We start from the raw sequence: 13,456 nt of genomic DNA on the forward strand, positions 1-13,456 counted from the left end.
GTGTCATCACTCACAGGACAACAACTGGCAAAAATCATCCACCGGCACCGGGCGGCCGAACAAATAACCCTGCGCAATAAAGCAGGCATTGTCCATCAGAAAATGGCGTTGCGCCTTGGTCTCTACGCCTTCGGCGATCACTTCAAGACCCAGGCTTTTGGCGATCGCGATTACCGCCAGCACAATCGCCTTGTCGTTTTCATTATCAGATAAATCATGCACAAACGATCGGTCAATTTTGACGGTATCAACAGACAAACGCTGCAGGTAACGAAGTGAACTGTAGCCCGTACCGAAATCATCAATTGAGATACGGATCCCCAGCTTGCGCAGTTGTCTGATATGTCGCTCGACCCGCTCGAAGTTGTCAATTAACACACCTTCGGTAATTTCAAGCTCGACTTTACTGGCATCAATGCCAGTTTTATTAATGGTTGCCGTAAAGGCGTCCAGCAAATGTTCATCATTGAGTTGTTTAGGCGATAAATTGACCGATAAAGTCAGCTGATCGTTGTAAGAGTGTAACAGCTTGAGCATATTACCGGCTTGCTCAATAACCCAGTGACCTATCGGGATAATCAATCCGCAAAGTTCAGCAATCGGAATAAATTCATCAGGGCTGATAAGCTTGTTTGACTTATCACGCCACCGTATCAGCGCTTCAGCTTTGACGATGCCGCCGCTGCGCATGTCAATAATAGGCTGAAGAAACAATTCAAATTCGCGCGCCTTGATGGCTTTACGCAGGGCCTCCTCCATGGCAATACGCTTCATTGTAATGTCTTTGAGCGACTTGGAGTAGAATGCGGCATGGCTGTCCAATTGCCTTTTCGCGCTGTAAACCGCCATATCGGCAAAGCGTACCAGTTGTTCGCAATCAGTTGCATCCGAAGGATAATGCGCAACCCCGATATTTAATCCAACTCGCAGTTGTTGCTTGTCCGGCGTATAAAAGGGTTGTTCGACTGTCTGTATTAAACGCTGACAGAACGCATCACATTCTTTCGCACTGGTGGTGTCGTGCAGCAAAATGGCGAACTCGTCACCGCCCATTCGCGCCAGCAGGTTTTCATCACCTAGCAGCGGTTGTATGCGCTCGACCAGTTCAATAAGCAATGTGTCTCCCACGGCGTGCCCGTAGCGATCATTGACGCGTTTAAACCATTTTATGTCCAGATACAAAAAGTAGAATGGATGCTGGTCACTGACCGCGCTTTCTGTGTTTTGCAGTAACAAATGACGGTTGGGCAGGTCAGTGACAATGTCATACATCCCCAGTTGCTCATTACGCTGCTGCAGATACTTAAGCCGTGTCACGTCATTCAGGATAAAGATCCAGTTAACCAGCGCGCCCTGCGCATCGACAACTGCTTGTAGTGATAAATCCAGCCATTTGTTCACATACTCTGACATATGCCAGAACAGCTCACCGCGCCATTCGCTGTGCGTACTCAGTATTCGCTCAACGCTGGGGCATTGCTCGTTGAACAGTCGCATGGTGATTGATAGCGGAGATGGGGGAGCCTGTTGTTCTGAAAGTTCAAACAGCGCAAGGGCGCGGGGATTCTGTTGCACAATTTGCATATCTGCATCAGCGATTATGATGCCAAATTCTGCGTGTTCAATCACCTTATTGAGTGGCGCCTGCAATGCCGTCAAATTGTCTGCCTGACGTAAGATAGTTTCCAGCCGCTCCTGAAGATATTCCTGCTCGGCCAGCATCTTGTCATTAGTAATCAGTAGCTCTCTGGCGGACTGCAGCGTTTTTTGCTGTCGCGCATACTGCTGCTCAAGGTTATTTATAACCAAAAAGCATTCGCCTTTAGTCACGGCGGCAATGGCTTCTAAGCGCAGTAGTGAAGACGCGGTTTTTTCACTCCAGATGCCGGACTGGATCTGACCGTCGTTACCTATTTGCCAGAAATGCTCGGCGTCGATAAGAAAGTCCTGAAGATAGGGACTGTGATCATCAATTGTAAAATGCGTGTCGTCCCGGGCATGGGGCAGCAACGCATAAGCCCAGTCGTTTGTGCCGTATAAAAGCTCAAAGTTGTTGTTACCATGGCGTTTCACAATGGTGCAGTTAATAATGCCAAGTGCCTGAATTAAAGAAGTATACATAGTTAGTCTGCCATACAGAGTCTGGCCACGGCCTGAAACATCGCGTCAACCTGCTCCCCGGTTTTAGCGCTGGTTCTGAAGCAATCTGCGAACATGTGACTGCGTGTCTCCACTTCGTGCTCTGTCCAGTGCCATTGCTCTGGCAGGTCGGTTTTGTTAATTACCAGTACTGCCGGAATGTTGGTGGTCTCCTGAGCAAGCTGGAAGATCTCCATTCCTTCCTGCAAAGACTGTGAGCGGGTGTGATCAACGACAATAATGAAGGCTGAAGCACCGCGCAGGTATTTCGGCTGAAAGCCGCAGTACCTGTCAATTCCCTCTATGTCCCATACCATTAGCTGGATTTCACGGGGACCGAGTTGTACTTGTTTCTTATCGACCTTCACGCCAAGTGTTGTGAGGTATTTGTCACTGAACACGCCCTCAATATATTGCTTTATCAGGCTTGTTTTACCCACTGCTGAAGCGCCGAGCAGACATATTTTCTTTTGAATCATGGACGTTCTTCCTTGCGGGCTTCTGGCGTGAAATCCATCAGGTTGAACATGACTTTTCTGGCGCCCACTCCATCAATTGCGTCAATTTCAACCACGCCTAGCCCCACTGCATTGAGGTAGTCAGGGTCGGCCCCCTGACTCACTAAAAAATCCCGGACAGCCTGCGCACGTGCCTGGCTTAGCTGCTGATTAAACGACGTTGAGCCCGATGCATCACTGGCGCCCATAATCATCAGACCAACACTTAGCTGTAGTTGTCTGGCGAGCCTGACTGCCGTATCGAGCTGCTGATTAAGGGTTGTGAGCCTGGAAACAGCCCGTTCTGATAAGTCGCTGTTCCCTGCGTCAAACTCAATCTGCGTAGCGTCAATCTTAGCCGCGTGGAAATCAAACATGGCTTTCAACGACTGCTGCCGATCAGGAGTCGGTGCCTGTATCAGGTCTAACCGAGCCGTAAGTGCTGCCGCATCCGAAACGCCTGGTATGGCAGCAAGCTCATTGGTAAGGCGTTGCAATTGTGTGCGGTTTAGCTGTCCCTCAAGGTTAAATCCTGCCGGGCCTGGCGTCAGGGAAATCGCTGGATAGCGGGCGACGACACGCGCGATGCGACGTTCAACAAGAGGTCTTTCAAGCGACAGATACGGTTTTTCCTCTACGAGCACCCGATCGTCGCGTATGCCCTGTTGTGCCAGCCAATCGCTAACAGGCTGGCTGTCTGGATCCCTGAGCACCTGCAGGCTGACATCTGTCAGTCCTTCGGCTGTGACTGAGCGCACCAGGATCCCAGGGCTGCTATCCAGCATCGCCAGTTGTTGTTTCAGCTGTGATTGCTCGAAGGTGTGGTAGAGCCAGAAAATGAAGGCCAGTACGATTGCTCCCAGTACGATAATTGCAAACCAGGGGCGGCGTTTTTTGTCGGGCGTGTTTAGTTGCTCAACCAGGCATTCCCGGAGCTCGCTGGTGGTGCGTTCAAAGGGGGACGTGTCACCATTAAAGTGCTCGATTTCCCTGGCGTAAAGGCGATGGATGTTTTCTGTCGTTATCTGCAGGTGTTGTGAAACCTGAGCCGGCGCCTGGCCAGTCACCGCTGCTACCAGTACCAGGGACGGTCCCCGCTGCAAAAGCAGAGTGAAATCGTCCGTTTTAACAGACGCCAGCTGTTGTTCCTCCTGGTTGTTTGTGTGGGCAAAGGAGTCACCGACAAAGTCGTTAATTGCTGTCAGCATGCCTGATACCATATCGGCATCGGCGTGACTATGGTTTTCTCTGGCCACGGAATTGAGAAGAATGCCGGTGTTGGCGTCGATAAGAAATACCTGTTCAACCTGATAGGCAAAGGTCTGCGCTGCCACATATTGTGAAAAGGAAACACCGGCCTGTCTGGCCTTAATCCGCCAGACAAGACCTTTAACGCTGAGGCTGTTTTCAAGCAGCGTGTTGGTTTTTTCTAAAACGTCGGATAAAAAAGCAGCGACAGATTTACGGACCAGCTTGCCGACCACCGGATAAAAATAACCGATAAACTGGTCGCTATGCCGGGTAACAGATTTTTCTACGGATTTTTCAACCAGCGGTACGAAAACCGTGGATAAGTCATCATTCTGTTTTTGCCGGTCATGAAGGGCTTCGACAACCACGGCACCGACGATGTCGCGCGCATGCGACTCAATAGCACTGAGAACGTGTTCACGCTCCTGCCCCAGTACAATATTGCGAACAGCACGTAGCTGCTCTTCGTCGTCCAAATCACGGGCAGACTTCATCGGCGCACTCGCTATTGATCGGTTTCCAGATTAACCGCCATGGTCGCGAGTAGGTTCGCCAGCGTTTTGCGATCGGTTTTTGAGGAGCTTAATTCTTTGGTTACGCTATCCAGCTTGGCCAGTGTTTCAACAAACTTTTTATCGTAGGTGTCGGTTAACGACTGCAATTCCTGCTCTATGCGCTTATGAATTTCATCCGCTTCCTGGCGGCTGTTGGTATCCGTCATCTCTATATCAGAGGCCAGTTTATCGGCGTATTCCCTCAGGCTGGCCTCAGCGTCTTCATGGCTGCTATTGCTTGCGGCAAGTTGTGATTCATGGTGCTGACTGGTTTGCTCAATTTTTTTCTGAAGGTCGGAAAATTGTTTATCGATAGCGCGTTGAACAGCGTCAAACTTTTCAAGCATCGTCTTTTCGATTTCAGCGAGACGTTGCTGCATCTGTTGCTGGGCCTGACCGAAAAGAATATCCCTGAGCGTTGTCAGCTCGAGGCTGGGATCGGGGCTGGTTGCCGGATCAGAGGGTTCACTGGCATTGCCGTTACCAAGGGCAGTTGCAAGCGAGGGCTTGCTTTGATGTGCTTTTTCTTGTGGCATGTCACTTTCCTTTTTACAGCCGCATAACTTCCATTAAACGTGAGAAATGATGAATAATGCAACAAGTTTATTGGTTTTTGTTTGCCAGCAGTATTCAGGGTGACTCGCAGGTCGCACACAGTACTCGTAAGTCTGGCGACAAGTACGTATCCTGACACCTGCTGTATGAACGGGGAAAGATGATGAAAAAACTGCTTCTGGGAGGCCTGACACTTTTGCTGGCCGGGTGCGCGGGGCTGGCACAACTCTCAGCCTATTCAGTAACCCAGGCTGAGCTGGCGACACTGCTTGAAAAGCAGTTAGTTGCGCAGGAACGCCGTGTGAGGGTGCTTGGTATACCCTTACAACTCACTATTGATGAAGTGGCGACAAAGATCGGACCGGACGACCGTAATGTGGTACAACTGGGCTCGGTTGCCACGACAACGGTAGATGTGTTTGGGCTCACGTACGACGCCAGAGTGCGGCTGAAAGTAGAAGGGCAGCCATTTTATGATAATGACAAAAAAGCAATATTTCTGCGCTCGCTGACACTACTGGACAGTACTGTTGATGCTGGTGGTTATCGAGGCAACCTGACACCGCTGACCCGGGAGTTTAAGGGGGTACTGAACCGTTACCTTGAAACAAACCCGGTGTACCGGCTCGATACCAGCAACACGGCCATTAATTTGCTAACTAAGGTACCGTTGCAACTGGACGTTGAGTCAGGAAAACTAGTGCTGAAACCTCAGGGGTGACAGGTGAAAGCCGGGCGACCTGCCGTCGCCCTCTCATCGGCGTTTCAGGCCGCCAGGTGGGCGACAAATTCTTCGTAGCTACCGTCAAACTTGTTCAGTTGCCGATCTTTTATCTCGATGACCTGGGTCGCCAGCGATGATACAAACTCGCGGTCGTGGCTGACGAAGATCACAGTGCCATCAAAATTAAGCAGCGCATTATTCAGCGCTTCGATGGATTCCATGTCCAGGTGGTTGGTCGGCTCGTCCATGACCAGCACATTAATATCCTGCAGCATCAGTTTGCCAAATAGCAGGCGGTTTTTCTCACCACCAGAGCACACCCTGACCTTCTTATTAAAGTCATCAGAGTTAAACAGTAAACGACCCAGCATGCCTTTTACCTGAAGATCATCATGACGGGGAAGTCGCCACTGTGACATCCATTCGAACAATGTCAGATCACAGTCAAAATCACGGGTACTGTCCTGCGGAATGTAACCAATAGCCGCATTTTCGGCCCATTTTACGGTACCTTCACTGGCATCCAGTTCATTAATGAGACACTTCAGCAAGGTGGTTTTACCTGCCCCGTTCTCACCGATAATTGCCAGACGGGAACCGGCTTCCAGCAGCAAGTTGCCGTTACTAAACAGCGGCAGGTCCGGGTAGCCATGCCCCAAATCTTCCAGTGTAATTGCCAGGCGGTGCAGTTTTTTATGTTGTTTAAACTGAATAAAAGGCTTGCGACGGCTGGAAGCCTTGATGTCGGCCAGCTCAATTTTTTCCAGACGTCTGGCGCGCGAGGTCGCCTGCTTGGCTTTGGACGCGTTGGCGGAGAAGCGCGCAACGAAGCTCTGCAATTCCTCAATTTCCGCACTCTTTTTGGCATTCTCCTGGTGAAGCTGTTCCTGCGCCAGTGTCGATGCTTCTACAAAGGCATCGTAATTGCCGGGATAAATACGCAGCTCACCATAATCTATGTCAGCCATGTGGGTACACACGGAATTTAAAAAATGGCGGTCGTGAGAAATAATGATCATGGTCGATTTACGTTGACTGAGCTCCTGAGCCAGCCAGTCAATGGTATAAATGTCCAGGTTGTTGGTCGGCTCATCAAGCAGCAGAATGTCCGGGTCGGCAAAAAGAGCCTGGGCCAGCAGTACCCGGACTTTCTTGCCGGGCGCCACTTCCCGCATCAGACCAAAGTGATAGTCTTCCTCAATCCCCGCTGCAAACAGAATATCACCGGCCCGGGCCTCGGCGGTATACCCGTCCATTTCGGCAAAGCGGGTTTCCAGATCGGCCACACGCATGCCTTCTTCTTCGCTCATCTCGCTCTTGCTGTAAATGGCGTCACGCTCCTGCTTTATCTCCCACAGTTCTTCATCACCTTTGATCACGGCATCGACGACGGTCATGTCTTCGAATGCAAACTGGTCCTGACTGAGTACGCCCAGTTTGGTGCCCGGCGTCACAGAGACATTCCCGGACGATGGTGCAAGTTTGCCACTTAAAATTTTCATCAGTGTCGATTTACCGCAGCCATTCGCGCCGATAAGGCCGTAACGGTTGCCGTTGCCGAATTTGGCAGAAATGTTTTCGAAAAGCGGCTGTGCGCCAAACTGCATAGTGATATTGGCTGTTGTAATCAAATCGGATACCTGAAAATACGAAGGCGTGCAGGGGCGCGCACTATAAATATTCATAGCGCTGGTGTCGAGGAATTTTTGAACGGATTGCTGCGCTTGACTTTTGACCGCGGTGGGTCATTCTTAGGAATATGGTTGGTGAAAAAGTAAACAGATCATAAAGATGTCGCCATATGATTCTGACCAATGACGGTATGAAAACACAACAACAGGGCTATGGAATGAAAACGGGCACATACAGACAGTCACTCTCTAACCTATCACCGAGCATGGGGACATGCCCCCCAGTGCTGCTGACCTGGAATTAAATTAAGGAAGCGAAACAATGAACCGCATGATAAGCGCGGCACTGCTTGGTGTCTTTTTCAGTTCGCAAAGTTTTGCTGAGGTGGTCGTGGTCGTGAACCCGCAGAATTCAGCCACGCTGTCGGCAAAATCTGTTCAGCGCATCTTTCTGGGTAAGGTCACTGAGTATTCTACGGGTGAAGAACCGTTGGTGATTAACCAGGCGCCGGGGACGGCCCAGCGCACTGAGTTTGATCAGAATATACTCGGTCGTAGCACTGCACAGGTCACAGCCAGTCTGGCGAAACTGGTATTTACCGGACGCGGCGTAATGCCAACAGAAGTTGAGTCCGACAGTGAGGTTATCGACCTGATTAAGCAGGACCAGCAAGCCATTGGCTACATTGATGCCTCTTCACTAACTAATGACGTCAAAGTCGTGAACATAGACTAAGGAATTTGTCATGAAACAAGCACTTATTGCCTCGGCGTTGACATTGTGCTGCACCAGTCCGGTGTATGCAGATATAAGAATAAACGGGTTTGCAAACTTCATCGGTGGGATGACAAGCAGCGATGAGACGGTTTATGGGTATGACGACTCGATTAGCTTTAGCGAAGAAAGCCTGTTTGCGTTGCAGGCCAGTGGTGACATTAATGATCAAATGTCGGCCACGGTTCAGATCCTGGCCCGGGGGGAGGACGATTATGAGGTAGAATTTGAATGGGCCTACCTGAGTTACCGGGTCAGTAACAACGTGACCGCAACCGCAGGCAGATTTCGCTTACCGCTTTTCCGTTATTCAGACTCGCTCGATGTTGGCTATTCCTACCACTGGATTGCTGCACCTCGCAATGTCTATGACATTCCATTCAACAACATGGACGGCTTTCGTCTGGACTATTCTGACTTTGTCGGTGACTGGGAGATAAAACTGGGAGCTGCACTGGGAACCTTTGACAATGAAGTATTCAACGGCAATGTGGAAGGGGACAATACCTATATGCTGAGCGCCGAAGTCGGCTATGAATGGCTGAACCTGCGTGGCGTATATGGTGCGACCAAAGCGACGTTTAACCAGCAACTGGTAGATGCCACCATTAGTCAGGTTGCCATGGTCGCGCCGGAGTTTGCCGATTTTCTTGCTATCAATGAGGACAGCGGCAAGTTCATTGGTATAGGACTGGATATTGACCACTTCACCTGGTTTATTAAGGCGGAGTATACCGAAGTGGAAATTGAGCGATCTTACACGCCAACCGACAATGCCTGGTATGTCTCGGCCGGTTTGCGCCTGGGTAAATGGACGCCGTCTGTCACCTATGAGGATTTTGAAGGTGACGAGCAAAAAGGCCTTGACGAATTAAGTGCGCAGCCCGAAGCCTTGCAACCTGCGCTGCTGGGCGCCTTACAGGGCCTTAACGCAGCGTTTGCGCAAAACTACACAGTAGCCACCGCCACACTGCGCTATGACTATGATGCTAATATTGCCTTTAAGGTTGATATAAGCCGTTATGACGACGATTTGAATGACGCACAGGATGCCACGCTGGCCCGCTTCGCTATCAACTACGTGTTCTAGTGAGTCGCTGGCATGGACAAACCACTGAAGCGGTCTTTGGTGTATGTTGTAGTGATGGTTGCCGTACTGCTGGTGGTGGCAGGCTATTTTTTTATGAAAATGGATGCCTCACTGGACGCCGGTCAGCAGTACGTCAGCGAGCTTGAGCAGAAACGTACGGCGCTCGTAGCGCAGTCTGACCGTTTAAAGCGAAATGTCAGTCAGTTTGAACAACGCGTATCTGAACTGGAGGGGGCGATCGCCCGTCGCCAGTCCATACTGGCCGACCTGCAAGGTCAAAGCGAAAGCGCCGGACAAGACACTACCTGCGACGTCTCACCCAACCAGGCGGCTGATGACGGCTTGCAGCAGCAACTTGACAGTACGCGGGCAGAGAGTCAGCGCTGCAGCACCGCGCTGAGTAAGACCGAGGAAGAAACTGAGCGCCTGGCCCGTGAAATCAGGCGTCTGAAAGAAACCGACGCGGCGCTGCAAACGGCAACACAGGACCTTTCCGACCTGCGACAGGAATTAGCGCAGGTGAAGCAACAAAACGCCCGTTTGCTGCAGGCCCGTCGCGCTCAGTCTGATACCGCGGCCCCCACTGACACAGCCTCCTCAGCGCAACTCACTGCACAGTTACGTGAAGCCACGCAGGAAGTAACACGCCTTAAGGCCAGAGTAACGCAGCTACAGGCTGATAATGATGAACTTAATGCGGCAACACAGACCTCCGGCAGTCTGGCACTTATTGAGTTTCAGGCGACGCCCAGATTATGTGACGCCGAGGTGCCCGCAGGCCGTGTCTGCTTAACTTCGATTGATATTACAGCAACCTTTAACTTCAGCCCGAATGGCTTTGTTGCCATGACCGTTGTTGACCCCAATGGCGATGTGATTGGCAGAGAATCCATTGCTGGCCGTGCAGTCAATCAGATTGCCTTTGAAGTGGATGAGGCAACATCGATGCTGGCCGGTGAATATGCCGTTGAATTTAGAATAAATGACGTGTTTAACCGTTTTCGGCAAACTCAGCGCTTTATGGTGAGCCGCTGAGTTCACCGCGACGCAGGAAGGCATTTACACGCATACCTGGGTTTATCCCTTCCACGCTTAATAAACGTGTTAGGCAGAAAAGCAAACCTGTCTTGCAACATTGCACATCAGGACTCGCGAAGTATCGATAGACGCTTTTACACGTACGCCAGGGCAGGCCAGTTAGCGTAAAATCCCTCTGCTGCTCGCTTTTCTGCTCCATAGGATGAGCGCGATCGCAATAAGTAGCACCAGGGTTTGCATGACCGGCACCGTGGCGCCGTAAATGGCGACTGCGTCACTGAGCAAAAATAAATGTATATCCTGCGCAATCAGGCCAATCAGTGACAGATAAAAAGCCGCTACCGCCCAGCGCTGCCTCAGTAGCATGGCAATGCAGCCCAGCGCGCCAAGAATAACAGCCATTCCTGTTCCAATAACCGCCCAGACAGGCCGGGCCGCATACATGGCCTGTTCGGCCTCGCTTAATCTGGCAATGTCTTCTTCACTGACCATCAAGTCTGCGACAAAGGCCATGCACCCTAACAAATTCCATATCAGCGCCAGGGTGGCGATAACGTAATACCATTTTGAGGGGCTCTGCATATTCTTATCCTTTTTATGTAATGACGAGACATTTTTTCTGCCTACACATGCCGCAGTTGTTCGTATATCACACGCTGACTTTTCTGCAAGGCCTGTTTAGTCGGTTGCCACCTGACCAGCGCGTTATCTTTCATACCAAGTCGGCAGTCGCGGGTAAAGCTTTGTGCCAGGTCGATGAGTTGATCGGCATTGACCGTTTTAGATACCCGCTGCAATTGCTCGGCAATCTGGGATATTTCCGTCATCTGGGCTGATCGCACTGCACTGTCGCCGCGACGCAGCAGTGTATCGATTTCATCCAGCAGGGCACTTAACGACAGCGATAACCTGAAATCGGACGGTTGACTGGCCCAGAAGTAATTAAGATCGAACCAGGATACTGGCTTTGTGGGCAGCACGATGCTTTCAATATCGGGCCGGTTTTGCAGGATGGCAGAGAGGCTTTGCGGCGGCGTCGGTGCCTGCGAGCCAGCGGCTCGGGTCTGTTTCTGCAAAGCCGCGAGTTTGTCCGTAAGCTGGGTGTGGGCGTGGTGCGCTTCCTTAAGACGAGCCTGGTAGTCCTGCTCTTTTTGCTGCAGCGCCGCTAGCTGCGCATCGGTGTGGCGTTGTTGCTTCAGCTTCAGGGTTAATGTTTGTTTTAGTTGTGTCAGCTCAGTTTTCGTTCTGTCCAGCTCTGCCTGACGTTCGTTAAGTGCGCGCTGCAGGGCTTGCAGTTCAGCGTTTTGTCCGTGCTCACTGGCCGTCTGAGCCTGCTGTCTGACGTCGTCTTTAAGCGCGGTCAGCTGCGACATCAGTGTGTCAATAAGGTCGGTGTGCTGTTTATTGTCGGCCTGGTGCTGCTCACACGATGCCATTAATTCACGGGCATGCTTCTGGGTTTTATTGAGCGCGGCTTTGGTGGAGGCGAGGTCGGCATCGACTTTCGCTTTTGCTTCCAGCAACTGCTGCTTTTCCTTAAGGCTGTCGGCCATTACGGCGTCAAGCTGACCCCGCAGGGTCTGAATGGTCGTTGTGGCACTGTCTTTGGTCTGCGCGGTATTAAGTTGCTGCGCTGACTTTCGCTGCACGTTTAGCTGCTGCGTAAGCCTGCGAATAAAGTCAGTGGCATTTTCCTGTTCCGCCTCGAGGCGATCAAGCTGATAGTCCAGCAGCTCGTTCTCCTGTTGTTTTTTGTGCAGAGCCGATTTCAGCCCGGTAATCTGAGACTGTAGTGCAGAAATCTGCCGCTGTTCAGCCTCAAGACTAAGCGTCATGGCGGCGATTTTTTTATCACGTTCGCGCAGTGCGGTTTCCTGTGACGTTATTGTCGTGTCTGCGCTGCGCAACGTCTGCTTTGCGTCGGTAGCGGGAGTATCGGAGGAAGCGTCTGCTTGTCTGTTTCTCTCAGACAGCTTGAGTTCCAGTGCTTTTACCCGGTCAGTGGCTATGCCATGGTCCTGCTGAAGCTGTGTCAGCAGTGCCTGCGTTTGTTCAAGTTCAGTTTCGGTTTTGCGTAGTTGCTGTAAGGTCTGCGTTTGGCTCTGAGCCTTTTCCAGCCGAAGGGCTTGCAACTCGCTGGAGGTGGTTTTAAGCAATTCACTGGCTTGATGCAATTCGCGAAGATCAGTCCAGACACACATCAGAGAGTCCAGTTGATGAGCCTTGTACAGGGGCACAAGTGTGATCTCACAAGGTACCGTTTCGCCATTGATCTTATGTGACCACGGCAGGCTGCTCACCCCCCCTTTTTGCATGACAGTATCGACGAGCGAAGCCAGTTCATCGGCCTTTTCCTTGCTGTGATTGATTGACAGCGACTGAAGCGACAGGCCTTGTAAGCGCACTTCACTTTCCACTTGCAGGAATTTGTATGCGTTCTTATTGAGTTTGACAAAACCTTGCTTAGTCAGAATGCCGACAGGCAGGCCACTGTTTTCTAACAAACTATTGAATTTGTCATACTGAAACTGCTCATCTGAATAGTTAACGATCCAGCAAATATACTCTTCGTGCCCGTCAGCCAGTCGCTCAACGGTCAGTTCAACCGGCAGGCTGTCACCGTCACGGGTAATAAACTCGACATGCTCACCCGCGAGCCGTTGTTGTGATTGCAACAGGCGGGCACAACGCTCTGCGGTATCCGCATCCGCAAATAATTTAAAAATATCGCCTTTTCTAAGGTCGCTTTCCTGATAGTTCAGACGCGTAACAAGGCTGTGGTTGGCACTGATTATTTCATACTGGCCATTGAGACGACAGACACCCACCGGCGAGTCGTCCACAACGTTTTGAAGGGGAGGTGAGGGCATTGTACGCTCAGGTTTTTCTGTCTGGTCACCGGGTGTTACAGCGGTCTGCTCAGACTGCTCTTCCGCCAGCGCCCGGGCGTGTTGGCTGAGTGCCTGCCTGTGGTTTGACGCCCTCACAGCGCCGACGTAAAACTGCACAACCGGGGTAATAAGGAACAGGGCTAACAATCCCAGCAAGCCGTAAATTAGTGCAGCAACATTATGTGGGTTTTGTTGAGCGACAACGTCGCTGAGTGCATACGTTGCCGGGCTCAGGAGCAGAGCACTGATAAAACATAGTGTCCTGAAAAAAAACTGACGGGATGAATGACAACAAGCCATGTTTAGCCCTC

At 51.1% G+C, this 13,456-nt stretch carries 11 protein-coding genes; 4 read left to right on the forward strand and 7 right to left on the reverse strand.

Translation table 11 applies throughout. The features are described 5' to 3' along the window. Positions 1–6 precede the first annotated feature (6 nt). From IE054_RS06835 to IE054_RS06850, 4 genes are read right to left on the reverse strand one after another with little or no spacing between them, the layout of a single operon-like run. Positions 7–2,121: a putative bifunctional diguanylate cyclase/phosphodiesterase gene (locus IE054_RS06835; RefSeq protein ID WP_189404632.1), complete on the reverse strand. Its 2,115-nt coding sequence runs from the start codon at positions 2,119–2,121 to the stop codon at positions 7–9. Between the two features lie 2 nt (positions 2,122–2,123). Further along, complete coding sequence (locus IE054_RS06840) at positions 2,124–2,618, reverse strand: Rab family GTPase (protein WP_189404634.1); 495 nt, start codon at positions 2,616–2,618, stop codon at positions 2,124–2,126. Continuing rightward, on the reverse strand, positions 2,615–4,381 hold the full coding sequence (locus IE054_RS06845) for an OmpA family protein (RefSeq protein WP_189404636.1): 1,767 nt from the start codon (positions 4,379–4,381) through the stop codon (positions 2,615–2,617). Before IE054_RS06845 ends, IE054_RS06840 begins: the two co-directional genes overlap by 4 nt. An 11-nt stretch (positions 4,382–4,392) precedes the next feature. Beyond that, positions 4,393–4,977 (reverse strand): hypothetical protein, encoded by a 585-nt coding sequence (locus IE054_RS06850; RefSeq protein ID WP_189404638.1) that lies wholly within the window; start codon positions 4,975–4,977, stop codon positions 4,393–4,395. A 182-nt stretch (positions 4,978–5,159) separates the two neighbouring features. Between IE054_RS06850 and IE054_RS06855 the strand changes: the two genes are divergently transcribed. Next, positions 5,160–5,717: a YceB family lipoprotein gene (locus tag IE054_RS06855; RefSeq protein ID WP_189404640.1), complete on the forward strand. Its 558-nt coding sequence runs from the start codon at positions 5,160–5,162 to the stop codon at positions 5,715–5,717. 44 nt (positions 5,718–5,761) lie between these two features. On the opposite strand, the gene IE054_RS06860 is transcribed toward IE054_RS06855, so the two are convergent. Further along, complete coding sequence (locus IE054_RS06860; RefSeq protein ID WP_189404642.1) at positions 5,762–7,351, reverse strand: ABC-F family ATPase; 1,590 nt, start codon at positions 7,349–7,351, stop codon at positions 5,762–5,764. Positions 7,352–7,673: 322 nt separating this feature from the next. Between IE054_RS06860 and IE054_RS06865 the strand changes: the two genes are divergently transcribed. From IE054_RS06865 to IE054_RS06875, 3 genes are read left to right on the forward strand one after another with little or no spacing between them, the layout of a single operon-like run. Beyond that, on the forward strand, positions 7,674–8,087 hold the full coding sequence (locus IE054_RS06865) for a type 2 periplasmic-binding domain-containing protein (protein ID WP_189404644.1): 414 nt from the start codon (positions 7,674–7,676) through the stop codon (positions 8,085–8,087). A 10-nt stretch (positions 8,088–8,097) separates the two neighbouring features. Further along, positions 8,098–9,216, forward strand: coding sequence for a putative porin (locus IE054_RS06870; RefSeq protein WP_189404646.1), 1,119 nt, complete (start codon positions 8,098–8,100; stop codon positions 9,214–9,216). A gap of 12 nt (positions 9,217–9,228) precedes the next feature. Further along, positions 9,229–10,251, forward strand: coding sequence for a hypothetical protein (locus tag IE054_RS06875; RefSeq protein ID WP_189404648.1), 1,023 nt, complete (start codon positions 9,229–9,231; stop codon positions 10,249–10,251). A gap of 162 nt (positions 10,252–10,413) precedes the next feature. Here the strand turns inward: IE054_RS06875 and IE054_RS06880 are convergent, their stop codons facing one another. Next, positions 10,414–10,836, reverse strand: coding sequence for a hypothetical protein (locus IE054_RS06880; protein WP_189404650.1), 423 nt, complete (start codon positions 10,834–10,836; stop codon positions 10,414–10,416). A gap of 41 nt (positions 10,837–10,877) precedes the next feature. After that, the gene (locus tag IE054_RS06885) at positions 10,878–13,445 is read right to left on the reverse strand and encodes a PAS domain-containing protein (protein ID WP_189404652.1); all 2,568 of its coding nucleotides are present in this window, start codon (positions 13,443–13,445) and stop codon (positions 10,878–10,880) included. Positions 13,446–13,456 lie beyond the last annotated feature (11 nt).

Origin of the sequence: Alteromonas halophila (assembly GCF_014651815.1) — a bacterium.
In the GTDB taxonomy this organism is placed as follows: Bacteria; Pseudomonadota; Gammaproteobacteria; order Enterobacterales; family Alteromonadaceae; genus Alteromonas; species Alteromonas halophila.

Bases quoted from the DNA above. Each gene is read 5' to 3' on its own strand.
- IE054_RS06840 (WP_189404634.1), bottom strand. From the start codon at position 2,618: ATGATTCAAAAGAAAATATGTCTGCTCGGCGCTTCAGCAGTGGGTAAA.
- IE054_RS06870 (WP_189404646.1), top strand. From the start codon at position 8,098: ATGAAACAAGCACTTATTGCCTCGGCGTTGACATTGTGCTGCACCAGT.
- IE054_RS06850 (WP_189404638.1), bottom strand. From the start codon at position 4,977: ATGCCACAAGAAAAAGCACATCAAAGCAAGCCCTCGCTTGCAACTGCC.
- IE054_RS06855 (WP_189404640.1), top strand. From the start codon at position 5,160: ATGAAAAAACTGCTTCTGGGAGGCCTGACACTTTTGCTGGCCGGGTGC.
- IE054_RS06880 (WP_189404650.1), bottom strand. From the start codon at position 10,836: ATGCAGAGCCCCTCAAAATGGTATTACGTTATCGCCACCCTGGCGCTG.
- IE054_RS06875 (WP_189404648.1), top strand. From the start codon at position 9,229: ATGGACAAACCACTGAAGCGGTCTTTGGTGTATGTTGTAGTGATGGTT.
- IE054_RS06835 (WP_189404632.1), bottom strand. From the start codon at position 2,121: ATGTATACTTCTTTAATTCAGGCACTTGGCATTATTAACTGCACCATT.
- IE054_RS06845 (WP_189404636.1), bottom strand. From the start codon at position 4,381: ATGAAGTCTGCCCGTGATTTGGACGACGAAGAGCAGCTACGTGCTGTT.
- IE054_RS06885 (WP_189404652.1), bottom strand. From the start codon at position 13,445: ATGGCTTGTTGTCATTCATCCCGTCAGTTTTTTTTCAGGACACTATGT.
- IE054_RS06865 (WP_189404644.1), top strand. From the start codon at position 7,674: ATGAACCGCATGATAAGCGCGGCACTGCTTGGTGTCTTTTTCAGTTCG.